Below are 25,955 nucleotides of genomic sequence, written 5' to 3'. Positions count from 1 at the left end.
CTCACTCCTTCGTGTCGGTATTGCCTGAGCTGGTGTGCTGGATCCGGAGGGTGGCCACCTGGAAGGGGCCGAGTGCGACGCTCGTGCGGCCGTGCAGGGCACGCGGCAGGTCGTCGTTTGCGGCAGCGAGGGCGTCGCCGCTGGACCGGGAGCCGCGGGCGTCATGGTCGGACAGTGGACGTTCGAGAAGGTCGGTCTCTACCACGGTGGCGTGTTGCTCGCCGCCGAGTGCGTCGCAGATGCGCAGGTCACCGGTGGCGCGGCCGCCGAGTGCCTCGTAGATGCGGACGATGACATCGCCCGAACCGTCGTCGGCGAGCTTCACCCAGTCGACGACGGCGACCCCGTCGCTCATCTCGAGCGCGACCAGCGGCGGAACCTCCGACAGCGCCGCGAGCTGTGGCGCGTTGAGGTGGTACGCCGCGGCGACGGTCTCGGCCTGATCCGGTGCGCACACCACGGACCACCGCAGCCGATGCCGGCCACGGTCGGTGTCCGGATCGGGGAAGCGCGGCCCGCGCAACAGCGAGAGCCGGACCATGGTGCCTGCGCCTGCGCCGGTGCCGCCTGCGCTGGAGCTGTTGCTGGAGGGGAGCCGCGAGACATCCGCGCCGTAGGTGGAGTCATTGACGACGCCGACACCGAACCCGGGCTCCTCGAGGTGCACGTAGCGGTGTGTGCAGGACTCGAACCGTGCCTCATCCCACGGCGTGTTCCGGTGGATCGCGCGCTCGACGTAGCCGTACTGGGTCTCGAACCGGGCGTCGGTGGTGCGCACAGCGACCGGCAGGCAGACCTTGAGCAGGTGCTCGCGGTGCTGCCAGTCGATGTCGCAGTCCATGTCGAGCCGGCGTGCGCCCGGTTCGAGGCGGTAGGTCAGCCGGATACGGGACGCGCCGACGCCGCGCTCGACAGTCACGTGGGCGGTGCCGTCGTCGTCGGTCCCGGTGGAGAGCGCGTCCACGTCGTCGACGTCGGTACCGAGGCCGAGAACGTGCCGGTCGATGTCCCAGGCGTCCCAGCGCACCGGCTCGTCCCGGAAGAGCTGAAACAGTCCGAGGCGCTCACCGGGCGGCACGATCTCGCGTCCGGACGCGGCGTCGCGCAGTGACGTCACGTGTCCTCTGGTATCGACGACGGCACGGATCACGCCGTTGTCGAGGACGACGGCCTCGTCGGTCTCGGCTTGCCCGGCCACGCTCAGGGCTTCTCCGCGCCGTCGGATGGTGAAGGAGCTGGAGGAGCGAGTGATGGTGGGGACCAGGCGGCCCGGTGCGGGCGGCTCGGCGGTACCGTCCGCTGCGCTAAGCGCCTTGGTGGCGGTGTCGATCAGGGCGCGGAGGCGGGCGTCGACGCGTTGGTACGTCTCGCGCGCCTCGCGGTGCACCCAGGAGATCGACGAGCCGGGGAGTATGTCATGGAACTGGTGCAGAAGGACGGTCTTCCAGATGTCGTCGAGCTCGTCAGCGGGGTAGGGCGCACCGGTCAGGACCGTAGCGGCGGTGGCGAGGTACTCGGCGGTGCGGAGCATCGCCTCGGCCCGGCGGTTGCCCTGCTTCATGGCGATCTGTGAGGTGAGCGTGCCACGGTGCAGCTCGAGGTAGAGCTCGCCGTGCCAGACGGCGGGATCGCCGGCGGCGGCGATCTCGGCCTCGGCCTCACGAAAGAACTCCGCTGGTGGGCGCATGTCCACGCGGGCGGCGCCTTCGAGGTCGGTGAAGCGGCGGACCCGCGCGACCATCTCCCGGGTCGGCCCGCCTCCGCCGTCGCCGTAACCGAAGGGCACGAGGGAATGCGAGGAGACCGCCTTGTCCCGGAAGTTGGCCACGGCATGGTGGAGCTCGCGTGCGGTCACCTCCGCGGCGTAGGTGTCGACCGGGGGGAAGTGGGTGAAGATGCGGGAGCCGTCGATGCCTTCCCAGTAGAACGAGTGATGTGGGAAGGGGTTGGTGTCGTTCCAGGAGATCTTCTGGGTGAGGAACCAGCGGAATCCGGCCCGGCGGGCGAGCTGGGGCAGCGCGCCGGAATAGCCGAAGCTGTCCGGCAGCCACACTCCGTCCGGCTCGATGCCGAATCGGTCACGGAAATAGCGCTGGCCATGCGTGAACTGACGGACGATGGATTCGCCGGCCGGCATCACCGCATCGGACTCGACCCACATGCCGCCGACCGGGACGAACCGCCCCTCCCTGACCCGGGCGCGCAGCCGGTCGAACAGATCGGGATGGTTCTCCTCCAGCCAGGCGTACTGCTGCGCCGACGACATCGCGTACACCAGGTCCGGGTCGCCGTCCATGAGGTGCAGCACGTTGGCAACGGTGCGGGCGACCTTGCGTTCGGTCTCGCGGACCGGCCACAGCCAGGCGGAGTCGATGTGGGCGTGTCCGACGGCGGTGGCGCGATGGGCGGTGGCGTGGGCCGGCTGGGCCAGCACCGGTGCCAGAGCGTGGCGTGCGTTGGCGGCGGTGCCGTCGACGTCGGCGGGGTCGAGGGTGTCGAGCGCCTGTCCGATGGCGCGCACCAGCCGCCAGTAGCGTGGCTCGTCGGTGTCGAGCTCCCGGGCGAGGCCGCCGGCGACCTCGAGGTCGCGCGCGAGTTCCCAGGTCTGCGCCGTGAAGCCGCACAGTTCGGCCCGCTTGAGCCGGTACGGCTCGAAGCTGGCGGCGTCCTTCTCCCCGAGGTCTACGACGACGAACGGCGGCAACCCGAGGACCAGCGGGTTCGCGGCGGCCTCGACGTAGACGGTGAACGAGCCGTCATCGCGGACGATGTCGGGTGACGCCCCGGGTCCGTGCAGCCTGAGCCAGCCGCCGCGCGGATGCAGTCCCTTGATGACCGTGCCGTCGGGCCGGTAGGCGAGCCCTTCGCAGTGTCCGCCGACGGAGTGGTCCTCCCAGCCCAGGTCAAGGACGAGTTCGACGACGTCGGGCGCCTGCGCCGGGAGCGTGCCCTCGATGCGGAACCAGGTGGTCCGCCAGGCCGGAGCCCAGTGCGAGCCGACCTGGAACGGTTGCCAGTCCGGTGCGGGGCGCCCGGGGATCGGGGCGGTGCCGAGCACGTGCCCGGCCGGAACCGGCTCACCGTCGCCGTCGACCTCCCACGCGTGCACGCTCACCGCGGCGAGTGGCGTGTGCACCCGCGGCAGGATGCGGTCGCGCAGCACCCGGTCCAGCCGTTCGAGGGTGATCTCGGGATGGTTGTGCATCGTCGTCCTTCACTCGTGCATGCGCTCGGTCACTCGACACTAATCCGCTTAAGTAACCGCGTCAACCGAGCCCCGGAGTGCGTTGGCTGAGCCGCGGCGTCGCCCGGCGTCGTAGATGAAGACGAGTTTGGGGCGCTGTCTGCCACCAAAGTCGTCTTCATGGGGCAGCTTCAGCCGCGGCCGCTCCCGAGAGTGGGAAACGTCGGAAGGGTTTTGTCGCTATAGCGATAAGGACTCTCCGACGCTTGTCGCCGGGGTGCGTGCGCGAGTGGCTGCTACGTGCTGTCGCGGACGATGAGCTCCGGGACCTGCTCGACGGCGCCGGGGTCGAGGTTGCCCTCGATGAGGTTCAGCAGGTGCTCGGCGATGTCCGCGCCGAACCCCCAGGTGTCGCGGTGCAGGGCCGTCAGCGCGGGCTGGACAGCCTTACAGATTGGCGTGTCTTCGCAGGTCACCACCGCGACATCGGCGGGCACCCGAAGTCCGGCCGCCTGGATCTCGCCCATCCCCGCCACCGCGAGCACCTCATTGTCGTAGATCACCGCCGACGGCCGTCCGTCGGTGGCGAGAAGCCGCTGCGTCGCGCGGGTGGAGGCCTCCGCGGAGAAGTCGGTCTGCAGCACATCCGCCGCATCCAGCTGATACTCCCGGCCGGCGTTCAGGAACGCCTCGGCGCGCCGGTGCACGTGCAGCAGCGACGCGCTGCCGGAGACGTAGGCGACGCGACGGTGCCCGCGTGAGCTCAGGTACTCCATCACGGTCTGCATGGCGGCGGTGTCGTCGATCGACACGGATGGCACGGTGCCGGCCGGGTCGGGTCCGCCGGCGACGATCGCCGGTACGTCGAGTTCGGCCACGGCGCGCGGTCGCGGATCGTCGATTCTGAGGTCGACCAGCACCAGCCCGTCCACCCGCTTCTCGTACGCCCACCGGCGGTAGAGTTCGAGCTCCTCATCGACCGTCCCCACGACCTGGAACAACAGGCCGTAGTGCTGCCGGCTGAGCACGGTATGCATGCCGGAGATGAGGCGCAGGAAGAACAGCTCCGAGCCGACGTCCTGCACGCTGCGCGCCACCGCGAGCCCGATGGTCATCGAGGAGCGCGCGCCGGAGAGGATCTGTGCGGCGTGGTTCGGCGTCCATTGCAGCTCCTCGGCGACGGCGAGGACGCGGCGACGCGTCTCCTCGGAGACGCCGGGCTTGCCGTTCAGGGCGAACGACGCCGCCGTCTCGGAGACGCCCACGCGTGCCGCGATATCGCGCAGGGTGGGACGTTGGCGCTTGAGTGGCATCCGAACCTCGAACTCGTCGAACGACCGGTGCACAGCATGGTATCTCGCTGCTCCGGCGGAACTGGGTCTTGTGAAGCAGACTTTAGCGCTTTAGCCTATGGGATCACGAGCGAGCCGATGTGGTCGTCGCGCCGACGGCGTGCGGATCCGGCCATGGGCGGCTCGCGACGGAGTCGAGAAGGAGGCAGCGGGATGACACACAGACCGGATGCGGCACGCGGTGGACGGCAGCGGGCGGCGTCGCCTGCAGACAGTGCCGCACGGCTGGGCAGGCGCAAGTTTTTGCAGGTGGTGGGCGGCGGCGCGGCCGCCTCACTGCTGCCGTGGGGCGTTGCGGGCACGCTGCCGGCATACGCGGGGAATGCGCCTTCCGGATCGCGCGCGGCGGCGTCCAGCGGAGCCTTCGGGCCGGAGCCGCCACTGATGCACGGCTACTCGGCACCGGACATCAAGTCCTGGAGCCCGGAAACGGATGCTTACGCGCCTTACCTACGGGCGCGTGTCCCGCTCGCCACGCGTATCCCCGCGTTCGAGCCGACCCAGGCGCGGCGCGGATTGGACCCCAGACCCAAGCTGATGTCGCTGGCGAACGACTACGTCCAGCCCGGGAACGCCACCGAGGGATACAAGTACGGCCCCGGCTTCGAGGCGTACGCGCTCCGGTTCTGGCAGTACCCGGACCTGTACGCGTCTTGGCACGGGCTGCCGCTGGAGGGCCAGCACGACGCCGACGAACCGCAGTACGGCATCATCAATCTGCCCAACCCGGGCTATACCGAGGCCGCACACCGCAACGGTGTGTTGAGCCTGGGCTGCTGGTTCTGGCCGCGTCCGGAGGACTTCAGCGAGGTCGTCGAGCAGCGCACCGACGGGTCGTTCCCGATGGTCGACAAGATGATCGAGATGGCCGGGTACTTCGGGTTCGACGGCTACTTCATCAACCAGGAGGCGCAGATCCCCGCTGAGCAGGCCGAGCTGCTCATGGAGTTCTTCACCTACTTCGCCGAGCAGGCGCCGGACGGCTTCCACCTGCAGTGGTACGACTCGCTCACCGTAGACGGACGGATCACCTACGAGAACGAGTTCAACGAGGTGAACTCGCCGTGGATCGTCGACGAGGACGGGAACCGGATATGCGACAGCATCTTCCTCAACTACTGGTGGAACGACCAGCGGGTGCGCAACTCCCGACAGCACGCGCTGGACCTGGGGCTCGACCCGTACGAGGTCGTCTACACCGGGCAGGAGATCGGCAAGGACCGGTTCGCGCAGCCGTACGATCCGCGGCACATCTTCCCGGACGGGGAGGAGCCGCGCACCAGCTGGGCGTACCTGGGTGCGGAGATGGTCTGGTACACCGTCGACGCCGACAAGAGCACCGTCGAGGGGCAGGCAGCTGTCTACCAGCGGGAGCGCCACCTGTGGGCCGGTCCGCGGCAGGATCCCTCGCGCACGGGGCGGATGGGCGATCCGGATCCCGGTGACCCGCTCGACCCGCAGGGCTGGGACGGAACCGCGCACAACATCGTCGAGAAATCGGTGATCGGGGCGGTGCCGTTCGTCACCAGCTTCTGCGCGGGCACCGGAACCGGCTTCTTCATCGACGGTCGCCGGGTCAGCGACGACGGCTGGTTCAACATCGGCATCCAGGACATCTTGCCGACCTGGCAGTGGTGGGTCCGCGACGCCGACGACGAGCCGCTTGACACCGTCACCGTGGACTACGACTACTCGAACGCCTACGACGGCGGCAGCAGCCTGTTGATCTCGGGGGAGCTAGCGGCGCAAGAGACGGCGATCGTCCGGCTGTACAAGACCGCACTGCCGGTGGAGCGTACGACGGCGCTGGAGCTGGTGCACGACATCGGCGAGGGTGTCGACGTCGAGGTCGGCCTGATCTTCGAGGACGCTCCCGAGCAATGGGAGTGGGTCTCGCTGGGCGATTCGCCGCGGCGTCTGAAGGGCAACTGGCTAGGTAGCAGTCGCCCGCTCGCCTCGTACGTGGGCCGCACTGTTGCCGCGGTCGGCGTCGCGGTCCGCGCCGGCGACACGGCAGTGTCCGAGGTGGCGGTCCGGCTGGGTCAGCTGTCGGTCACCGACCGTCGGCGCCGGTCGAAGCCGGGGGCGCCGTCGAGCGTCGAGGTCGACAAGGTAACGCGGGACGGCGACGTGGCCAGCGTCTACCTGCAGTGGTCGGCTGCGAAGAACGCCGAATACTACGACGTCTTCCACGGCGACGGAGCCGACCGCGCGTGGGTCGGGCGTACTCACGGCGAGACCTTCTGCGTCAGCGCGCTCGACGTCCCCGACGTGGACCGCAGCCCGATCGAGGTCGAAGCGGTGACGGTCGACGGCCACCGCAGCTCGCCGACCCGCACCTGGCTCGACTGGTAACGAGACGTCACATCACGCTTCTGGCCTGTCGCCGCGACGAACTCGCGACGGCAGGCCAGAACGGTTCAGGGCAATGTCACTGCCTAGGCTTACGCTCCGAGTATGAACCGTATCGACCGCCTCTACGCCCTGGTCGAGGAACTGAGGGCGGCAGGGCGAAGGGGCCGCACGGCGCGGCAACTGGCGGAGCACTTCGAGGTGAGCATCCGCACGATCGAACGCGACCTGAGCGCACTGGGGCAGGCCGGCGCTCCGATTGCCACAAGACAGGGGCGAGGGGGCGGATACACCCTCGATCGCTCGGCCAGCTTGCCGCCGCTGAATTTCACTCCGGGTGAGGCCGCGGCCGTCGCCGTGGCGTTGAGCCGTAGCGAGCTCGTGCTGTTCAAACGTGATGCGCGTAGCGCCCTGCAGAAGATCATGGCCGCGATGCCTGAGCGAGCCGTCGAGGACGCACGCACCATCGCGGAGAAGGTGCGGCTGCTTGTGCAGTACGCACCCGACCCCGACGCCGAGATCGCCGAGACCGTCTGGCGCGCCGTACGCGACAACCATGTGGTGCGCATCCGCTACATCGACGTCGGCGGCGTCGAGACCGAGCGCGAAATCGAGCCGCAGCGCGTCATCGTCGGGCCCTACGGTTCCTACCTCGCCGCCTGGTGCCACCTGCGGATGGACGATCGAGTATTCCGCATGGATCGCATCACCCGCGCGGAGTGGATACCGTCCCCGCCGCGCCCGCAGCGGGTCGTGCCGGAAACGATCGTCGACGGTCACGAGACGAAACTGCCGGCGTCTTCACTGCGTCCCGAAGATTTCTTCCAAACACCGACATAGGGCTGTCGCTGACGTCCGCGACGGTAGGTATAGCCCGCCGCCCGGCGAGTGATCCGCACCTACGGAGGAGACACCATGACCAACCCCGCTCCCGGCACCCTGGCCTGGTTCGAGGTCGCCACCAGCGACCCCGATGGCGCCCAGAAGTTCTACGGCAGCCTCTTCGACTGGACGTTCGAGGTGGACGGCCCCGCGGCGTCCGGCGGCATGGACTACCGCAACATCAAGGCCTCCGGCGCCGACGGCCCCATGGGTGGCATCTTCGGCACCGGCGGGCAGATGCCCGACCACGCCGTGTTCTACATCCTCGTCGCGGACGTCGAGGCCACCTGTGCCGACGCCGAACAGCTCGGCGGTTCTGTCATCAGCAAGCACCTCGACCCCGGACCCGGCGCCCCGAAGTTCGCCTACCTGCGCGACCCGTCTGGCAACCAGTTCGGCGTCTTCAGCCCGCCGGCGGACTGATGACGCGACACACGCAGGGCACGCCTCCGTCGGAACCATCCGGCGGGGGCCGTGCCTACGAGGCCCGCGAGCTCTACGACGAGCTCACGGACGACCTGCTCTACGACCCGGCCATCGGCAGGGCCACGATGATGGGCTATCCGTGCGTGCGGCTCGCGGGACGGTTCGTCGCGTCCTACGACGACAAGGCCGCATGTTTGGTGGTGAAATTGCGGCGCGAGCGGGTCGCCGAGCTCGTCGAGCAAGGCACCGGCGACTCGTTCGCCCCGGCCGGCAAGGTCTTTCGCGAGTGGGTGTCGATTCCCACGGTCGAGCGCGAGCTGTGGCGCAGCCTGCTCGCTGAAGCGGTCGACTTCGCCCGGGAATCGCTCCGCACATGAGAAGCAGCGTCTCTTGGCTCGCGGCCCCTTCACCTAGCCGCGCGCTGCCTACCTCGACGCTGTAGACATCTCCATGGTTGATGAGGATCGCGAACTGCCCCGCCGTGAGCGCGGCAGGCGCAGGCTGAGAGCGGGACTCCGCGCCGAGCGCCCACCGCCCCCCGGCGCGCCGCCGCTGATCGTTACGCCCGCAGGATCTTGGCCAGCGCCTTGCCCCGGGCCAGTTCATCGACCAACTTGTCTAGGTAGCGAATCTTCTGCATCAACGGATCATCGATGTCTTCGACGCGCACCCCGCACACCACGCCAGTGATGAATGACGCATGCGGATTGAGTCGTGCATCTGCAAAGAATTCCTCGAAGGTCGTGCCTGTGGTCAGGTGGTCATTCAACATTGACTCGTCGAATCCGGTCAGCCACTCGATCACCTGATTCAGCTCGGCCTTCGTGCGCCCCTTCTTCTCAACCTTCGTCACGTAGTGGGGGTATACGGACGCGAAACTGGTTGTGAAGATCCGGCTCATGCTCGTGAGCATAGTGGTTCGCTTCCAGCACATACAGCCCACGATCGCGCTGCGTGGTGACGAAGGGCCGCTACGTCAACACCAGATCAAGATGGACGACCGTATTCGGCCTTGGCCCTTCAAGACGTGGCCCTATCGCCCTGCTCCACGGGCCGCCCGGGCAGGAGAACCAGCTTCCGGGCGAGGGGACGGCTTCGCTGGAGATCGACGTATGTCCACTCGCGGACGGCGAGGCAGAGTCACTCGCTACCACGTGACTGACACGATCCAGCGGCGCTGGGCGTCTGTGCGTTGACCACGCCTCTGCAGTGTGCTCGCCATGCTCCTGGCCGTGCCGGTGGTGCCGATGCCGGACGAGACACTGGACTCTGGAGACCGCCAGCGCGGGCGGACTATGGTCTGAGCCGGGGAAGGGAACCGAAAGCATGCCGAACCACGCCGCGGGATTCGACGCGATCACCATCGAGAGCCTCCGTGAGCGGGGGAGCGTCAAGTGGTCGACGTACCCGGATGCGATCGGTGCGTTCGTCGCGGAGATGGACTTCGGCACCGCCCCGGCGGTCCAGCATGCCCTGCACACTGCCGTCGACGATGCGTCTTTCGGGTATCTTCCGCAGCCATTGGCCGCCGAGGTGGCGGAGGCGTGCGCAAGCTGGCAGGAGCGCCGCTACGGCTGGCCGGTGGACGCCGCGCAGGTCCACCTGATCTCCGACGTCATCAAGGGTCTGCAGATCGCCATCGAGCATTTCTCTCGCCCCGGCAGCCCCGTCGTGCTGCCCACGCCGGCCTACATGCCCTTCCTGGACGTACCGTCGCTGATGGGGCGGGACACCATCGAGGTGCCGATGGCGCAACAGGATGGCCGATGGGTCTATGACCTGGATGCCCTTGACAGCGCGTTCGCCGCCGGCGGTGGGCTGCTGGTGTTGTGCAACCCGTACAACCCGCTGGGACGGGTGATGGAACGCGACGAACTCATCGCCATCAGCGAGGTCGTGCATCGGCACGCCGCGCGCGTGTTCTCCGACGAGATCCACTCGCCGCTGGTGTATCCCGGCCACTGGCATGTCCCGTACGCCTCGATCTCTCCGACCGCCGCTGGTCACACCGTTACTGCGACATCGGCGTCGAAGGCATGGAATCTTCCCGGGCTGAAATGCGCTCAGTTCATCGTCTCGAATGATGAGGACGCCGAAGTCTGGGGGGAGATCGGGAGGATGGCCGGATACGGCACGAGCACCATCGGCGCGGTCGCCAACGCCGCCGCATACGCATCCGGCGAGCCATGGCTGGACGACGTGGTCGGCTACCTCGACGAGAATCGCCGGCTGCTCGCGTCTCTGCTCGCCGACCAGCTGCCGGACGTCGATGGCACCGTGCCGGAAGGCACATACCTGGCCTGGCTGGATTTCCGGAAGGCCGGGTTCGGGGATCGCCCCGCCGCTCTCATCCGGGAACGAGCCGGGGTCGCGCTCGTCGACGGGATCGACTGCGGCGAACCGGGCCGCGGGTTCGCGCGGCTGAACTTCGCCACGCCGAGGCCGATCCTCGAGGAGATCGTCTCCCGTATCGCCGGTGTCGCGACATGACCGGGAACGCGGAGGTCGCCCCTGGTGGGCAGCCGTCGCCGGTGCCGGACGCAGGGATCGATGCGCTGCAGCGGCGCACGCTTCGGCTGCTGGTGGCCGCGCAGGTGGTCGGTGGTCTCGGGATCGGCTCGGCGCTCGCCGTCGGATCCGTCGTGGCGCTGCGTCTGTCCGGATCAGACAGGTGGTCGGGGCTCGCCGGCACGATGATCACACTCGGCGCCGGCCTGGTGGCGATCCCGTTGGCACGGCTTGCCGCGCGCCGCGGGCGGCGTCTGAGTCTCAGCGTGGGATGGATGATCGCCACCGGAGGAGCGCTGATCACGCTGCTCGCCGCCATCATCTCGTCGTTCCCGCTCTTCCTGCTCGGACTGCTCCTCTTCGGCTCGGGTACGGCGACGAACCTGCAGTCCCGTTATGCGGCGACGGACCTCTCGCCGGCGGGGTCACGCGCCCGGCACCTGTCGATCGTGGTCTGGTCGACGACGGTCGGCTCGGTGCTCGGACCGAACCTGACCGGCCCTGGTGCGGCCGTCGGGCGATGGCTCGGCATCCCGGAGATCGCCGGGCCGTTCGTCTTCTCCGCGATCGGATTCGTGGCCGCCACGCTGCTCATCGCGCTCCTGCTGCGTCCTGACCCGCTGCTGGTCGCGCAGCGTATGCAGGATGTGTCGGTCACGGTCGAGCCGGCGCTGCAGCAAGCCCGCGCATCGGCATGGACGACGATCCGCCGTAACCCGGCCGCGCTGCTGGCGCTGGCGGCCGTCGTGGTCGGGCATGGGGTGATGGTCGCGGTCATGACCATGACGCCGGTCCACCTCACCCACCACGGCTCGGAGTTGCGGATCATCGGGTTGACCATCAGTCTGCACATCGCCGGCATGTACGCGCTGTCGCCGGTGTTCGGCTGGTTGGCAGACCGACTCGGTCGCCGCCCCGTGATCGCGATCGGGCAGGCCCTGCTCATCGCGGCGGCTGCCGTCGCCGGCACAGCCGACGGTAGGACGGAACAGATCGTCGCCGGCTTGGTGCTGCTCGGGCTGGGCTGGTCGGCAGGGCTTGTGGCCGGGTCGACGCTGCTGGCCGAGTCGGTCCCTGCCGGCAAACGTCCCGCGGTACAGGGTTTCTCCGACCTGCTGATGAATCTGGCGGCGGCGACTACCGGCGGGCTGTCCGGGGTCGTACTCGGATGGGTCGGATATGGCGGGCTGAACGCCATATCGGCGGTGCTCGTGGCGGGCCCGGCGCTGCTCCTGCTGATCGGGTGGCGGCAGCACCGCCGCTCGCCGGCCCTCAGGTGACCCGGGCGTCCCGCCACATGGGGATCAGCACGGGGCCGCCGGCGAGGCGGATCTCGCCGGTGACGCGGAACCCATAGCGCTCGTAGAAGGCGACGTTCTCCGGCGCCGACGACTCCAGGTATGCGGGTCTCCGGTCGGCGTCGATGCGGGCCAAGCCGTCGCGCAGCAGCAGACCACCGATGCCGTGGCCGGGACGCGCCGCGCCGATCGTCTGCAGGTACCAGTGCGGAGTGCCCTTCGGGCGGGCGTTCTCGATGGTCCGGAAGTGCCGCATCGCGGACGGCAATGACCACCCGAACGCCCGGAAGAGGTCCGGGCTGTGCCGCAGCACGGACCGCAGCGGCGGTGAGGTCCTGCCCGGAAGCTCCCACAGCGCCGCCCCGGCGATCTCGCCGTCGTCGACCGCGACCCACGTCGCCGGCAAGGACAACGCGCCTTCGAACCCGAACAGGGCGGTGAGCCGACGGCGGAAGCCGTCGTCCGGGATGAGGAAGCGCATGACCGGATCCTGGTCGAACGCCTCGGCGAGCGCGCTGGCCAGCGCCCCGACATCGGAGGGGCGCGCCTCCCGCACGGCGATCTCACCCACGACAACGACTGTATTCGCGATGCACCGGCCGACGGGAGAACCGTGACGCACCGGCGGGCGTTCGAACCGCGAGGCGATGCGGCCCGACGCGCCCGCGCTACGACGGGGATCAGGTCATCCTTCCAAACTGGCGGCGCGGCTGGTGTCGTCGTGGCCGGCGGCGCGGCTGGTGTCGTCGTGGCCGGCGGCGCGGCTGGTGTCGTCGTGGCCGGCGGCGCAGCCGGGGTCGGCGTGGCTGGCGTCGTCGTCCGGTCCGGGCGATGTGCGACGGAACATGTACAGCGCCACGACCACACCGAGGGCAGCGAACGCGGCCGCGGCGCCGAACGCCGCGCGGTACCCGTCGGCCAACGCCTCTGCCGACGCGCCGACCTCACCGGCCCCGGACCGGGCCAGCGCGACACTGGTGGCGATCGCGACGCCCAACCCGGTGCCGATGTTGAACGAGGTGTCCACCAGCCCTGCGGCCAGCCCCGAGTTCTCCTCCGCGACGCCGGTGAGCGCCGCGATCTGCGAACTGACGAACGCCGCGCCCATGCCCGCTCCGAAGACGAGCAGCGCCGCGACCATGACCCCGAGCCGCGCGTCGTCGGCCCTGACCAGAGTCAGCAGCAGGCATGCGGCGGCGAGGAGGGCACCGCCGCACGCGCCCACCGGGCGGAACCCGGATCGGCTCACCGCGTGCTGGCCGTACATGACACCCAGTACCGACGTCACGGTCATGACGGCGGCGAGCAGTCCGAACTGCAGGGCCGACCAGCCGAGGACGCGCTGCACGTGTGCGGTGAGGGTGATCAGCATGCCGTCCACCGCCATCCCGGCGGTGAAGATCAGAAGATTGCCGCCGACGAGCACTCTCGACCGCAAGATTCGGAACGGCACCAGTGGGGCGGGCGAGCGGTTCTCCACGGCGACGAACAGCGCACCGAGGATGGCCGCGGCGAGGAACGGGCCGGCGACACGGGCATCGAACCAGCCCCGCTCGGGCACGGTCGTGACCGCGTAGACGACGAGCGCCAGCGCGGCGGTGAGGCCGAAAGCGCCGACCGCGTCGAAACGTCGCCTGCTGCGGGCGGCCAGCGGACCGCGCGGGAGCAGCCTGGGCGACAGGACGAGCACGGCGACGGCCACCGGCACGTTGACGAAGAAGATCCACGGCCAGCCGAGGCCGTCGGTGAGCACACCGCCGAGTAGCAGGCCGGCGGTCGCGCCCACGCCTCCCAAGCCGCCCCAGATGCCGAGTGCCTTGTTGCGTTCCGGACCCTGCGGGAAGGTGATCATGACGATCGACAGCGCGGCGGGCGCGATCACGGCTGCGGCGAGCCCTTGCAGCACACGACCGGCGATGAGCACCTCACCGGAGGGTGCCAGGCCGCACAGCATCGACGACAGCACCCATAACGCGTTCCCGGCGATGAACAGCTGGGTGCGCCCGAGCAGATCCGCCGCCCGGCCGCAGAACAGCAACAGGCCGCCGTAGGCGATGACGTAACCGGTGACGATCCACTGCAATCCGGTTGCGTTCAGCGCAAGGTCGGCGCCGATGCTCGGCAGCGCGGTCACCACGATGGTCGAATCCAGAATGGTCATGAAGAAGGCGGCGGCGAGCAGGAACATCACTCGCCATCGGTGCGGCACTGGTGGAATGGTGTTCACGTTCGCGCTCACGGTCGTACCCTTCGACGAGGCTGGCTGGTGGAGAGTTCTCGTCCAGTGGTCGAAGCCGGAAACCAGAAGCGGACATGTCCGTCGATGGCCGTTCCCACGAGGGCCGTGTCCGGTTCGCCCGCGCGGCTTCGACTACCTGTCGACGACGCCGAACACCTGCCGGGGCGTCATGCGAGAAGGGAACGACATGAAATACATGGTGCTGATCTACAGCTCACCGCGGACCTGGAACGCTCTGTCCCAGGAGGAACGGGAGCGGATCGCGCGGGAGCACTTCGCGCTGGACGATGAGCTCGCCGAATCCGGCGAGTACCTGGGCGGCAACGCGCTGGCGGACCAAGTCCAGTCGAGGGTGGTCCGGGTGAGCGACGGCGCCGCGATGGTCACCGATGGGCCGTATCTCGAGGCGAAAGAGCACCTCGCCGGGTACGACATCATCGAATGCGACAGCATGGAACGCGCGCTGGAGATCGCCGCGCGCAACCCGCATGCCCGGTTGGACGGTGTCGAGGTCCGGCCGATCATGGACCTCGGCGGCACGGAGATGTAGTGAGCGACCCGGCGAGAAGGGCGATCGAGGAGCTGCTGCGCGAGCTGGCGCCGCAGGTCCTCGGCACCCTGGTGCGCCGGTGGGGTGACTTCGACGCCGCCGAGGACGCGCTGCAGGAAGCGATGCTGAGCGCCGCCACGCAGTGGCCGGCCGCAGGCACGCCGCGGAACCCGCGCGGCTGGCTGGTCACGGTCGCCGGCCGACGATTGACCGATGAGCTACGACGGGACGCGGCACGACGACGCCGGGAGGCCACCGCGGCGGCCATGGAACCGTCAGCGAACCTGTCTGCACCGGCGGCGGACGACGAGCAGGCCCCAGCCGCCGATGACACGCTGGAGCTGCTCTTCCTGTGCTGTCATCCGGCGTTGACCCCGGAATCCCAGGTGGCGCTGACCCTGCGCGCGGTGGGCGGGCTGACCACGGCGCAGATCGCCCGGGCGTTCCTCGTCCCGGACGCGACCATGACCCGCCGGATCAGCAGGGCCAAACGCGGCATCGCCGACGCCGGCGCCACCTTCGGGTCGCTGTCCGGACGCGAACGCGCCGAGCGGCTTCGGGCGGTGCTGCATGTGCTGTACCTGATCTTCAATGAGGGATACACCGCCAGCAGCGGCGCGTCGCTGCAGCGTGCCGAGCTGACCGGCGAGGCGATCCGGCTGACTCGTCAGATGCATCGTCTGCTGCCGGACGACGGCGAGGTGACCGGTCTGCTGGCATTGATGCTGCTGATCGATGCGCGGAGTCCGGCCCGCACCGCGCCGGACGGCTCGCTGGTGCCGCTGGCGGAACAGAACCGCGATCTCTGGAAGGCTGATCAGATTCAGGAAGGCGTCGCCCTGGTGACGGAGGCGTTGCCGCGGTCGATGATCGGCCCGTACCAGATCCAGGCCGCTGTCGCCGCCGTCCATGCCGAGGTGTCGCGCGCTGAGGACACCGACTGGCCGCAGATCCTCGAACTGTATCGGCTGCTGGAGCGGACGACACCGGACAACCCCATGGTGACGCTCAACCATGCGGTGGCCAGGGCGATGGTGGAGGGGCCGGAAGCCGGGCTGGAGATGCTCGACGGGCTCGACTCCGACGGCCGGCTGGCCGGGCACCACCGGCTCAGCGCGGTCCGCGCTCACCTGCTGGAGCTGGCCGGCGATGTGGCGGCGGCACGGGAGCACTACCAGCTGGCGGCGAAGCTCACCACGAGCCTGCCGGAGCGGCGTTACCTACAGGCGCGCGTCTCCTGGCTGGCGCACGCCTCGCCGGATGCCGGGCTCGACGTTCAGTCATAGACCGCTTCCACGGACCACCGGCCGTCTTCGATGGCGAGCAGCCAGGCCCGCCCGTCCTCGGTGGTGACCTGGAAGCGGGCACAGCGACGGTGCCGGCTCCGCTCCCACCAGTACTCACGCACCGGCCACGGTCCGGTCCACCCGGTGATGGTGTGCTCCTTCTTGCCGACCGTCAGCCGGGCCGGCGGCGCGGACACGGTGGATCGGCCGCTGACCGCGACCGGCGTGCCGGCGGCGTCGAGCACCCGGGCGGGTGGTGGCTCGGGATGGACCACCGCCGGCGACGGCTGCGGGAGCCGCCCCGGCCAGGGGCGATCCGCCGGCAGCGTCGGGGCGACCGAATCGCCCCACGGCACCCGGACCACCCGCTCACCCGGCCCGCGCCCGCCGGCCAGCTGGGGACGGGTCACCGCCGCATGTCCGAGCATGACCTGGATGCGAGTGGCGGCCCGGGCCACCTGCTCGTCGTTCTCGGCCTGGCCCCACAGCGACAGCTGGCGTCCGGTGTCGATGACCACCTGATCCGGTGCCAGCCGCAGGTGGGTCAGGTGCCCGTTCAGCTGCCCGGCGGTCCGCCAGGCGTCGAGTTGCCAGCGGACGCGCTCGGCTACGGCAAGGCTGGACAGCAGACCGTCGTGCCGCCAGAGCCGGGATCGGGTCTCGCCGTCGGCGGTGCCGGCCTCCACCTCGACCCGTACGCATGCCAGCCCACGTTCGCCGAGCTTGGCGTGCATCTGGTCGGCCAACGCCTTCGCGGCGAAGACGGCCGGCTCGGTCTGCTCCACCGGCTGGTCGAAGTCGATGTGGGCGGACAGGTCCTCGTCCGTGGCCCGGGGCGCCGGCGGACGCGCCTCCTGTCCGGTGGCCAGCCGGTGCGCCACGCCCCCTTCGGCGCCGAATCGGGCCAGCACGTCCCGTGGCGGCAGCGTCGCCAGGTCCCCGAGGGTGCGGATGCCGAGCCGGAACAGGACACCGGTCAGCTCCGGCATCTCCAGCACGGACACCGGGTGCGGGGCCAGGAACCCGGCGGTGGAGGAGGACGGGATGAGGCGGAGCCCGTCGTCGTCGAAGGCGGCCCGGGCCGCGAGATTGGCCGCGAACGTACCGTCGGCCACCCCGACCGCACAGACGAAGTCCCGGCCGAGCACGGCATCACGGATCATGCCGCCCACGACTTCTTCACCGCCGTAGTACCTGCTCGGTCCGCGAGCCGGGATGGCCGCCAGCCCGGGGCGGACCACCTCGACCCGGGGGCAGGTCTCTTCGATGACACTCACGACCTGTTCGAACGCTCGTGCCTCACCTTCCGGATCCTCGTCCAGGACCTCGACGTCCGGGCAGTACCGCTGCGCATCGCGGAGCCGCTGCCCGCGCCGGACCCCTGTGGCGCGGGCAGCGGCGGTACAGGCCGACACTCGGCCGGACGTCAGCACCACGGCTGGGACGGCCGGGTCGGTTCCGGCGGCGGTCAGCGGCCAGTCCGGGCACCAGAGCACCAGTACGCGGGGCGGTGTCATCACGCCACCTCCGCCGGGCTGGTGGCGTCGTCGCCGGTCGGTTCTGTGTCGTCGCCGCCGACGGCCGCGGCCCGGGCGGCGAGCCGCTCCTCCATGCTGGCGACCGAGGCGAGGTCCGCGTTGCTCACCGACCCGTCCGGGCCGGGCAGCCACAGCCAGGCCGTCCGGGGCCGTCCGCCGACCATCCGCCCGCTGGCGACCACCTTGACGCGGCGGCTACGCAGCCGTCCATGCCCCTGGTCGATGCCGGACCACGACGACGACTCCACCTTCAGCCGCAGCGACGAGCCTTCCCAGCCGCCGGCCACCACCAACGCCGAGCCGGACTTGCGGGCCAGCGCCACCAGCCGTCGGACGACGCCGGTGGGTGGCCGGGCAGGCGGCTGGAGCAGCACGACGTCGGCGGACTCCAGTAAGGCGGCCGTGACGTCGACCCACCGCTCGCCCGGCTCGTCGACCAGCAGCAGCCGATCGATGTTGCAGCCCAGCTCGGCGGCCGCGGCGACACCGAGCTCGGGCATCCGCACGACGCCGCACCACGACCCGTCCTGGGACGGAGCCGCGAGCAGCGCCAAGGCGAGCGCGCCGGTGCCGTCGACCTCCACCACCTGCCCCCGCCGCAGTCCAGGAAGCAGCCCATGCAACGCGGGCAGGACCGGTAGACCGGGGTCCTCCCGGACCGGCTCGATTTGTGCGTCGACTACGCTGGCCAATGCCGCTGCCGCCCGCTGGCGTCGTGCTGCCACCATGCCTCGATTATCGAACCTATGTTCGATCGCCGTCAACCTGTCCCCATGAGCGTCAACCGTCGGCTGCACCAAGACCGGCATGAACAGTTGATGATCATCGGGATGTGGGTACGAGTGGGCAGGATGGACGACCCCTCGACACCGTCGGACAAGCTGGACCGCGGCGTGATCGTCACCGGGCTCGTGGTCATCTCCGGGACGATCATGGTCTTGCTCGACACCACCATCGTCAATGTCGCCCTGGACACCTTGCGGCGAGAACTGGATACGCCGCTGGTCACCACCCAGTGGGTGGTGACCGGATACCTGCTCGCCGTCGGCGTCGTCATCCCGGTGACCGGGTGGGCGATCGATCGGTTCGGCGCCAAGACCGTGTGGATCACCGCCATCACCCTCTTCACAACCGGCTCGGTGCTGTGCGCATCGGCGTGGTCGATCCAGAGCTTGATCGCCTTCCGGCTGCTGCAAGGCCTGGGCGGCGGCATGCTGATCCCCGGCGGGCAGACCATCATCGCCCGGGCGGCCGGACCGGAACGGATGGGCCGGGCGATGAGCCTGATCGGCGTGCCGATGCTGCTCGGCCCGGTCCTCGGCCCCGTCCTCGGCGGATTCATCGTCCAGCATGTCAGCTGGCACTGGATCTTCCTGATCAACGTGCCTGTCGGCGCCTTGGCGGTCTGGCTCGCCGTACGCAAGCTGCCTGCGGGCGGAGCGCTTGCCGAGCCGGGGCGTCTCGACTACCGCGGCTTGGTACTGCTCTCCGGCGGCCTGGTCTGCCTGCTCTACGGTCTCTCCGAGGCGAGCGCACGGGCCGGCTTCGCCGAGTGGGGGGTCATCGGGTGGTTGATCGCCGGTGCCGCGCTCGTCGCCGGCTACGTCATGTACAGCCTGAAGATCGGGCCGTCGTCGATCGTCGACGTCCGGCTCTTCGCCAACCGGACCTTCGCCAGCGGATCGGTGGCGATCTTACTGATAGCCGTCGGGATGTTCGGCGCCATGCTGCTGTTGCCGCTGTATTACCAGAACGTCCGCGGTGAAGGCGCCTTCGGTGCTGGTCTGCTGCTGGCTCCACAGGGTCTCGGGGCGATGGTGGCGATGCCGCTGGCCGGCCGGATCACCGACCGGGCCGGCGCCGGTTACGTGGTGCCGGTGGGCGTCGTGCTGGCGCTGCTGGGCACCGCGCCGTACGGTGCGGTCGGCGCGGAGACGTCGTACGTATGGCTGGCGCTGGCGCTGTTCGTCCGCGGCCTCGGCTTCGGCGCGGTGATGATGCCGACGATCGCCACCTCCTACTCGAGGCTGAGCAAGGCGGCCGTCTCCCGTGGTGCGACCACCGTTTCCGCCATCCAGCAGGTGGGCGGCTCGCTCGGGTCGGCGTTGCTCGTGATGGTGTTCACCCGGGCGAGCGCGGCGGAGTTCGAGGAGGCCGGACTGTCCGGAGCCGACGGTGGGATCGACCAGATGGGCTCGATACCGGCCGACGCGCGGGAGGCGGCCGCGCCACTGCTGGCGAATGCGTTCGGGCAGGCGTTCTGGGTCTCGTTCGGGCTGCTGACGCTGATTCTGATACCCGCCTACTTCTTCCCACGGAAACGGAAGGCGAGAAATGCACCGCCGGCTGTCGAATCCGACGCCCGTCGTTCGACGCATGGGTGAAGGCGCGGGTCAGCGCCGGGCCATCCAGAGCGGCTCGGGCTCGCGTCGCATCACAGGACAGGAGTGAACGATGGGCACAGTGGTGGCGACGACGTTCGTCTCGATGGACGGTGTGCTGCAGGCGCCGGGCACACCTGAGGAGGATCCCAGCAGTGGATTCGACGTCGGCGGCTGGCAGGTTCCGCACGTCGACGAGGATATGGGCGCGTTCGTGAACGAGGTGATGTCCCGGGCCGACGCCTTCCTCCTGGGGCGGAAGACCTACGACATCTTCGCCGCGCATTGGCCGCGCGTCACCGACGAGAACGATCCGGTGGCCCGCGCCCTGAACAGCCTGCCGAAGTACGTCGCCTCGACGACGCTGAAGTCGGCCGACTGGAACAACACGACGCTCATCGCCGAGAACGTCGCCGACCGGGTTGCCGCGTTGAAGCAGCAGCACGCGCGGGAGATCCAGGTGTGGGGCAGCGGTGAACTCATCCAGACGCTGCGCGAGCATGACCTCATCGACGAGCACCACGTGCTGACGTTCCCGGTGGTGCTGGGCGCCGGCAAGAAGCTCTTCCCGGACGGCTGCACCCGCTCGGCGTTCACGCTCACCGGCGCCAGGACGACCAAGGCGGGAGCCGTGATCGCGACGTACCACCCTGCCGGAGAGGTGGTCACCGGCTCGTTCGCCCTTGAGGACGAGGTGGCGACCTGACTCTTCCCTCCCCGCACGCCTTCCATGATCATCGAGGATGTCAGGGGTGATAGTCCCGCTCAGCCTCGATGATCATGGAAGCTGCGGTCTCAGCGGAGTTTCTCGATGACCTCGCTGAGCCGGTCCATGGTGTCCTGGGCGCCTTCCGTCATGCCGGACTGCACCGCTCCGTCGCGGTCTTCGACCGACTGGAACAGCGTGCGTGCCACGTATGTGGTCTTGCCATCGGCCTCCTCCAGGGTGAGCGTCTCCAGCGCGACGTGACCCGGCATGCCCTCGAACTCGAAGGTCTGAACGACTCGCTCGGAGGCGGTGACCTCGTGGAATACCCCGCTGAACGCGTACACGTTCCCATCCGCGTCGCGGTTGATGAACCGCCAGCGGCCGCCGGTCCGCGCGTCCATCACATCCACCTCGGTGGAAAGGTCCCGGGGTCCCCACCACTGGGGGACGAGCTCGGGTTCGGTGATGGCGCGGAAGACAAGGTCCCGCGGGGCGTCGAAGGTGTGCTTGTGGATGATGTCCTGCCGGTTCGGCTCGACGATGATCTCGGTCTCACTCATGGTTCTGCCCTTCCTGCTGTTGCTTGAGTTTCTGGATTTCTTTGTCGAGGCGGTCGAGCCGGTCTCGCGCGACGTGCCGGTAACGCTCGATCCACTCCGACGCTGTCTCTAGTGGTGCCGTCTGCAGCCGGCATGGCCGCCACTGCGCATCGCGGCCCCGGGTGATCAGCCGGGCCCGCTCGAGCACCTTGAGGTGTTTGGAGATCGCCTGGAGGCTCATCTCGAACGGCTCGGCCAGCTGATTGACCGTCGCCTCACCGTCCGCCAGGCGCGCCAGGATGGCCCGGCGAGTCGGGTCGGCCAGCGCAGCGAAGGTGGCGCTCAGCTGATCGTCTTCCATCGTATTCAACCTTTCGGTTGATCAACCAATAGGTTGATTATGGATGGGATGCGGCGGAGTGTCAAGGGGGTGCAGGTCCGAGGTCGTATCGGCGTCGCGGGCCGGTCGAGGATCTCGCCGGTGGCTGCCTCCGTGCGACGGGCCGGATTTGTGCCGTCGCCATGGTGTCGTCTAACGTCAGATAAAATGATAATGAGTGTCGTTTGAATGCGAGGATCGATGAGCTCTCCGGCCGTCACCGACGGTGATCGCCTCGGTGGGAGCCCATCCGATCCGTATCATGGGCCTGCTCCACCCGGATCCGGCCGCGACCGGCGGCGTCGGCGCATCCGGGTCGTCCTCGCGTTCGCCGTGTTCGCCGTCCTCCTGGTCATGGCCGTGGTGATCGCGGTCTCGCTGGGGCCGGTGCGGATCCCGTTCGCCGACACGGTCCGCGCGGTGCTCGGCGACGACAGCGGCGAGCACGCGGCGATCATCGACTCGATCCGCCTGCCCCGGGTGCTGGTCGCGCTGTTCGTCGGTGCCGCACTCGGCGTGGCCGGCGCCGTCATGCAGGCACTGTTCCGCAATCCGCTCGCCGAACCGGGCGTCCTCGGGGTATCCAGCGGCGCGGCGGTGGCCGCCGTCGCTGCCATCGTCTCCGGTGCCACGGCGGCCGGTTCGTGGGTGCTGCCCGTCGGCGCCTTCGTCGGTGCGCTCAGCGCCCTCGTCCTCGTCTATGCGGTCGCCGCCGCCCGCCGTGACCGTTCCATTGCGACGTTGTTGCTCATCGGTATCGCCCTCAACGCCCTGTTCGGCGCCGTCGTCAGTGCGATGGTCACGAACGCGCCCGACGACGAGGCGCTGCGCGGCGTCGTCTTCTGGCTCAACGGTGATCTCGTCGCCCGGACCTGGACGCACGTGCAGATGGTGGCGGCGCCGGCCGTCGTCGCCGTCGCCGCCGTGCTCGCCTTCACTCGCGACTTGAACGTCATGCTGCTCGGTGAAGCGCATGCCCAGGCCAGCGGGGTGGACGTGGTGCGGATCAGGCGCATCCTGCTGGTCCTCGCCGCGGTGCTCACCGGAGCGGCCGTCGCCGTCGCCGGCATCATCGGATTCGTCGGGCTGGTGATCCCGCACCTGATCCGGCTCCTGCTCGGCCCGGACCACCGAGTGCTGCTGCCTGGCGCCGCGCTGGTGGGCGGCGCCTTCCTGGTGCTGGCCGATCTGCTGGCTCGGATGCTGTTCTCGCCGGTCACGCTGCAGACCGGGACCGTGACCGCATTCCTCGGCGCGCCGATCTTCCTGCTTCTCGTCCTGCGCAGACGGCGGGTGGTCCGGGCGTGAACGAGACTCAGACCGGCCTGTGCGCGGATCGTGTCGGGGTCGACATCGATGGGCTGACCATCGTCGACGACGTGAGCCTGAGCGTCCCCGGCGGCGAGGTGCTGGGTCTGATCGGTCCCAACGGCGCCGGAAAGACGACGCTCGTCCGGGTGCTCGCCGGCGTCGCGGTGCCATCCCGCGGGTCGGTGACCGTCGGCGGTGCCCCGATCACCCGATTCCGTCCCGCCGAACGCGCCCGCCGGCTGGCGTACGTGCCCCAGGACACCGCCATGGACTTCGACTTCACGGCCCGTGACGTCGTCCTGATGGGCCGGCACGCACACGTCGGGCGGTTCGAACCGCTGCGCCCGGTCGACCATCGCATCACTGACGACGCGTTGGCCGAGGCCGGCGCGGACCGGCTGGCCGAGCAGCTGGTGACCACGCTCTCCGGTGGGGAACGTCAGCTGGTCCAGCTGGCCAAGGCGCTGGCGCAACGGACTGCCGTGCTCGTGCTCGACGAGCCGGTGGCGGCGTTGGATCTGCGGCATCAGCTGCACGTCCTGCAGGTGCTGCGCCGCCAGGCTGCGCGCGGGCTCGCGGTCGTCGCGGTGCTGCATGACCTCGAGCAGGCGGCGCGGTTCTGTGACCGATTGGCACTGATGGACGCCGGCCGCCTGGTGACGACCGGCCCTCCGGCACAGGTCCTGACCGAACAGACACTCGCCGAGATCTACGGCGTCCGGGCGATCGTCGACGACGACGTCACGACCGGCTCGCTGCGCATCACCGCGCTCGACGTCGACGATCTCGCCGTTCCACAGCACAGAAAGTGAGGCATCATGTCTCGGTCCCTCCTCCAGCGGCGTCCGATGGTCGGCGGGTCATCCACGCTCGTGCGTGCCGCGGCCGCGTCCGTCCTCGCGCTCGCCCTGGTGGCGTGCGGCGGCAGCGACGACGGCGGCAGCGACGCGGGGTCGGCTGCCGCGGACGAATCCACGAACGAGTCGGCGGGCGACGCCGCGGACGAACCCGGAGACGACGCCGCGGACGGACCCGGGGACGACGCCGCCGCGGACGGCGACGGCCCGAGCAGCGTCGTCGCACTGTCCAGCGACGCCGCCGAGGCGGTACGCGCGCTTGCCGGTGTCGACCGGCTGGTCGCCGTCCCGGCCAGTACCACCAACGAGACGCTCGGCAATCACCCGGACGAGATGGCGCAGGTGCCGAACATGGTTCCGCCGAGCAGCGGTCTCGACCCCGAGCAGGTGCTCGCCTGGGAGCCGGATCTGGTCGTACTGACCGCCCGGCACGACGGTGAGGAAGACGCGGAGGAGCTCCTGCAGCAGACCGACGTGCCGCTGGTCGCCATCGAGAACAACTGGGGCAGCGTGACACAGGTGCAGGAGAACTATCGCACCATTGCGCGGGCCCTGGGCACGGACGCCGAGCAACGCGCGGATGAGCTGATCACCGAGATGGAGCAGGAGCTGGCCGAGATCGCCGCCGAGGTCGAGCAGGCCGGGGAATCCGCGGACGCGCCGACGGTTCTCGTGCTGACCAACCAGGCCGAGAACCCGTTCATCGCCGGGCCGGAGTCGATGACCGCCGATGTGGTGCGGCGGGCGGGCGGCATACCGGCGGTGGAAGAAGCGGGAATCCGCGGAACCATGCCGGCCGACCCGGAGCAGATCGTCAGCCTGGCGCCGGACGCGATTCTGCTGGTCGACGTGATGGGCAAGGGCGAGGAGTCGTTCGGCTCTCTGCTCGGCAACGACGCCGTGGCCGGGCTGCCCGCCGTCGCCGGAGGGCGGGTGTTGATGCTTCCGAGCCGGTCCGTGCTGGCGGCCGGCGGGGTCGACGTCGTCGATGGGATCCGCGAGGTGGCCGAGTGGCTGCGTTCGGACGCCTTCGCTGAGGCATCGGCCCAATGACGGTGCGCCGTCGGTACGAGCGCGGGTGACATCCACCGGCCGGTGTCAGTGCCGCACGGTAGATATGGGCGCATGCGTTATGGAATCAGTGTGCCCAACGTCGGTGACCCCGGTGCGCTGGTGGAGTTGGCGGTCGTCGCGGAGCGGGCCGGCTGGGATGGATTCTTCCTGTGGGATCACGTCAACGCGATGCCGCGGATGCTTGACCCGTGGGTGGTGCTGGGCGCGGTTGCGGCGCGTACCGAGCGGACGCTACTCGGCACGCTCGTGACGCCGGTGCCGCGGCGGCGACCGTGGAAGCTGGCGAAAGAAGTGGTCACCTTGGATCACCTCAGCGGTGGTCGCGCGGTGCTGGGTGTGGGGCTCGGTGCTCCAGCCGAGGCCGAGTACGGCGCCTTCGGGGAGAGCGTCGATCAGCGCGAACATGGGGCGCGGCTGGACGAGGCGCTGCCTCTGCTGGACGCCTTCATGCGCGGTGAGCGGGTCGACCACGACGGCGAGTTCTATAGCGTCCACGCGCAGCTCGATCCGCCGGCGGTCCAGCGTCCCCGCCCGCCCATCTGGGTGGCGGCGACGATACGGCGAGCACGGACGATGGCCCGGGCTCGCCGGATGGAGGGTGTGTTCCCGTCCGCTGGACCGCGCGTCCCGACGCCGGAGGAGCTGGCGGAGATGGTGGCCGAGCTGGATCGGCCGGATGGGTTCGACGTGGTCGGCGTCCTGACCGATGCGGCGGGGCCGGGGGAGCTGGAGGCGGCCGGAGTGACGTGGGCCCTCGATTTCCCGGAGGGTGAGACGGAGACGCGTGATCAGCGGCGGATGCGCATCGAGGAGGGTCCGCCGAAGTCGGCGTGAGGCATGCCTGGCTGTGGCGTTGCGTCGTGGGCCTCCGGGTACGCGTCCGTGGGCGCGCCCTTCGGTGGCGGTCTGGGTGGTGTTCGGCGGGTGTTCCCTGTGGGTGAACGCGATCGTCTGGGTGGCGGGGTGGATCTTGGTTGCGGGGGTACGGGTGTTCGAATAGCATGGACACATGTTCGATTCGGCTGCTTGTAGCTCTGCCTCGCCGGGTGAGATGCCTGGTGGGGCGGCTGCTGGTGGGCGGGGCCGGTTC

23 protein-coding genes are annotated in these 25,955 nt (G+C 69.5%); 14 read left to right on the top strand and 9 right to left on the bottom strand.

Annotation, left to right across the window (positions count from 1 at the left end):
• Position 1: 1 nt before the first annotated feature.
• A complete protein-coding gene (locus G1H10_RS20950) occupies positions 2-3,205 on the bottom strand; it encodes an alpha-mannosidase (RefSeq protein WP_163741407.1) in 3,204 nt (1,067 codons plus the stop codon).
• Between the two features lie 275 nt (positions 3,206-3,480).
• Positions 3,481-4,530, bottom strand: coding sequence for a LacI family DNA-binding transcriptional regulator (locus G1H10_RS20945; protein WP_216853505.1), 1,050 nt, complete (start codon positions 4,528-4,530; stop codon positions 3,481-3,483).
• A gap of 159 nt (positions 4,531-4,689) precedes the next feature.
• On the opposite strand from G1H10_RS20945, the gene G1H10_RS20940 reads away from it, so the two are divergent.
• From G1H10_RS20940 to G1H10_RS20925, 4 genes are all read left to right on the top strand, one after another.
• Positions 4,690-6,891, top strand: coding sequence for an endo-beta-N-acetylglucosaminidase (locus tag G1H10_RS20940; RefSeq protein WP_163741405.1), 2,202 nt, complete (start codon positions 4,690-4,692; stop codon positions 6,889-6,891).
• A gap of 102 nt (positions 6,892-6,993) precedes the next feature.
• Positions 6,994-7,728, top strand: coding sequence for a helix-turn-helix transcriptional regulator (locus G1H10_RS20935; RefSeq protein WP_163741403.1), 735 nt, complete (start codon positions 6,994-6,996; stop codon positions 7,726-7,728).
• 75 nt (positions 7,729-7,803) lie between these two features.
• Positions 7,804-8,193, top strand: a complete 390-nt coding sequence (locus tag G1H10_RS20930) for a VOC family protein (RefSeq protein ID WP_163741401.1) — start codon at positions 7,804-7,806, stop codon at positions 8,191-8,193.
• On the top strand, positions 8,193-8,573 hold the full coding sequence (locus tag G1H10_RS20925; RefSeq protein ID WP_163741399.1) for a hypothetical protein: 381 nt from the start codon (positions 8,193-8,195) through the stop codon (positions 8,571-8,573). Before G1H10_RS20930 ends, G1H10_RS20925 begins: the two co-directional genes overlap by 1 nt.
• Positions 8,574-8,755: 182 nt before the next feature.
• On the opposite strand, the gene G1H10_RS20920 is transcribed toward G1H10_RS20925, so the two are convergent.
• Positions 8,756-9,097 carry a DUF2200 domain-containing protein gene (locus G1H10_RS20920; protein ID WP_163741397.1) on the bottom strand — a complete coding sequence of 114 codons (342 nt, stop codon included), beginning with the start codon at positions 9,095-9,097 and terminating at the stop codon, positions 8,756-8,758.
• A gap of 425 nt (positions 9,098-9,522) precedes the next feature.
• Here G1H10_RS20920 and G1H10_RS20915 point away from each other — a divergent pair, with 425 nt between their 5' ends.
• Both G1H10_RS20915 and G1H10_RS20910 read left to right on the top strand, forming a co-directional pair.
• Positions 9,523-10,686, top strand: a complete 1,164-nt coding sequence (locus G1H10_RS20915) for a MalY/PatB family protein (RefSeq protein ID WP_163741395.1) — start codon at positions 9,523-9,525, stop codon at positions 10,684-10,686.
• The gene (locus tag G1H10_RS20910; RefSeq protein WP_163741393.1) at positions 10,683-11,984 is read left to right on the top strand and encodes an MFS transporter; all 1,302 of its coding nucleotides are present in this window, start codon (positions 10,683-10,685) and stop codon (positions 11,982-11,984) included. Before G1H10_RS20915 ends, G1H10_RS20910 begins: the two co-directional genes overlap by 4 nt.
• Here the strand turns inward: G1H10_RS20910 and G1H10_RS34660 are convergent.
• Positions 11,977-12,573 (bottom strand): GNAT family N-acetyltransferase, encoded by a 597-nt coding sequence (locus G1H10_RS34660; RefSeq protein ID WP_163741391.1) that lies wholly within the window; start codon positions 12,571-12,573, stop codon positions 11,977-11,979. The genes G1H10_RS20910 and G1H10_RS34660 overlap by 8 nt on opposite strands.
• Positions 12,574-12,687: 114 nt before the next feature.
• Entirely contained in the window at positions 12,688-14,241 is a 1,554-nt protein-coding gene (locus tag G1H10_RS20900; RefSeq protein WP_163741390.1) for an MFS transporter, read from the bottom strand.
• A 187-nt stretch (positions 14,242-14,428) separates the two neighbouring features.
• On the opposite strand from G1H10_RS20900, the gene G1H10_RS20895 reads away from it, so the two are divergent.
• Entirely contained in the window at positions 14,429-14,791 is a 363-nt protein-coding gene (locus G1H10_RS20895) for a YciI family protein (protein ID WP_163741388.1), read from the top strand.
• On the top strand, positions 14,791-16,077 hold the full coding sequence (locus G1H10_RS20890; protein ID WP_216853504.1) for an RNA polymerase sigma factor: 1,287 nt from the start codon (positions 14,791-14,793) through the stop codon (positions 16,075-16,077). Before G1H10_RS20895 ends, G1H10_RS20890 begins: the two co-directional genes overlap by 1 nt.
• On the opposite strand, the gene G1H10_RS20885 is transcribed toward G1H10_RS20890, so the two are convergent.
• A complete protein-coding gene (locus tag G1H10_RS20885; protein WP_163741385.1) occupies positions 16,068-17,594 on the bottom strand; it encodes a DNA polymerase Y family protein in 1,527 nt (508 codons plus the stop codon). The genes G1H10_RS20890 and G1H10_RS20885 overlap by 10 nt on opposite strands.
• On the bottom strand, positions 17,594-18,343 hold the full coding sequence (gene imuA', locus G1H10_RS20880; RefSeq protein ID WP_216853503.1) for a DnaE2-dependent mutagenesis accessory factor ImuA': 750 nt from the start codon (positions 18,341-18,343) through the stop codon (positions 17,594-17,596). The genes G1H10_RS20885 and imuA' overlap by 1 nt, the downstream gene beginning before the upstream one ends.
• Positions 18,344-18,388: 45 nt before the next feature.
• Between imuA' and G1H10_RS20875 the strand changes: the two genes are divergently transcribed.
• Positions 18,389-19,999, top strand: coding sequence for a DHA2 family efflux MFS transporter permease subunit (locus G1H10_RS20875; protein WP_216853502.1), 1,611 nt, complete (start codon positions 18,389-18,391; stop codon positions 19,997-19,999).
• A gap of 70 nt (positions 20,000-20,069) precedes the next feature.
• A complete protein-coding gene (locus G1H10_RS20870) occupies positions 20,070-20,702 on the top strand; it encodes a dihydrofolate reductase family protein (protein ID WP_163741383.1) in 633 nt (210 codons plus the stop codon).
• Between the two features lie 89 nt (positions 20,703-20,791).
• Here the strand turns inward: G1H10_RS20870 and G1H10_RS20865 are convergent, their stop codons facing one another.
• Both G1H10_RS20865 and G1H10_RS20860 read right to left on the bottom strand, forming a co-directional pair.
• Complete coding sequence (locus G1H10_RS20865; protein WP_163741377.1) at positions 20,792-21,265, bottom strand: SRPBCC family protein; 474 nt, start codon at positions 21,263-21,265, stop codon at positions 20,792-20,794.
• The gene (locus tag G1H10_RS20860) at positions 21,258-21,605 is read right to left on the bottom strand and encodes an ArsR/SmtB family transcription factor (RefSeq protein ID WP_163741375.1); all 348 of its coding nucleotides are present in this window, start codon (positions 21,603-21,605) and stop codon (positions 21,258-21,260) included. Before G1H10_RS20860 ends, G1H10_RS20865 begins: the two co-directional genes overlap by 8 nt.
• A 219-nt stretch (positions 21,606-21,824) precedes the next feature.
• On the opposite strand from G1H10_RS20860, the gene G1H10_RS20855 reads away from it, so the two are divergent.
• The 4 genes from G1H10_RS20855 to G1H10_RS20840 all read left to right on the top strand — a co-directional run bounded on the left by G1H10_RS20855 (position 21,825) and on the right by G1H10_RS20840 (position 25,699).
• Positions 21,825-22,931, top strand: coding sequence for a FecCD family ABC transporter permease (locus G1H10_RS20855; RefSeq protein ID WP_216853501.1), 1,107 nt, complete (start codon positions 21,825-21,827; stop codon positions 22,929-22,931).
• Positions 22,928-23,746 carry an ABC transporter ATP-binding protein gene (locus G1H10_RS20850; protein WP_163741373.1) on the top strand — a complete coding sequence of 273 codons (819 nt, stop codon included), beginning with the start codon at positions 22,928-22,930 and terminating at the stop codon, positions 23,744-23,746. Before G1H10_RS20855 ends, G1H10_RS20850 begins: the two co-directional genes overlap by 4 nt.
• 6 nt (positions 23,747-23,752) lie before the next feature.
• A complete protein-coding gene (locus tag G1H10_RS20845) occupies positions 23,753-24,844 on the top strand; it encodes an ABC transporter substrate-binding protein (RefSeq protein ID WP_163741372.1) in 1,092 nt (363 codons plus the stop codon).
• 90 nt (positions 24,845-24,934) lie between these two features.
• Complete coding sequence (locus tag G1H10_RS20840; protein WP_163741370.1) at positions 24,935-25,699, top strand: LLM class flavin-dependent oxidoreductase; 765 nt, start codon at positions 24,935-24,937, stop codon at positions 25,697-25,699.
• Positions 25,700-25,955: the final 256 nt, after the last annotated feature.

It is taken from the genome of Phytoactinopolyspora halotolerans (genome assembly GCF_010550675.1).
GTDB classification, from domain to species: Bacteria; Actinomycetota; Actinomycetes; order Jiangellales; family Jiangellaceae; genus Phytoactinopolyspora; species Phytoactinopolyspora halotolerans.
The sequence above is the reverse complement of the archived record's forward strand: the minus strand, read 5'-3'. Positions and strand labels throughout refer to the sequence as shown.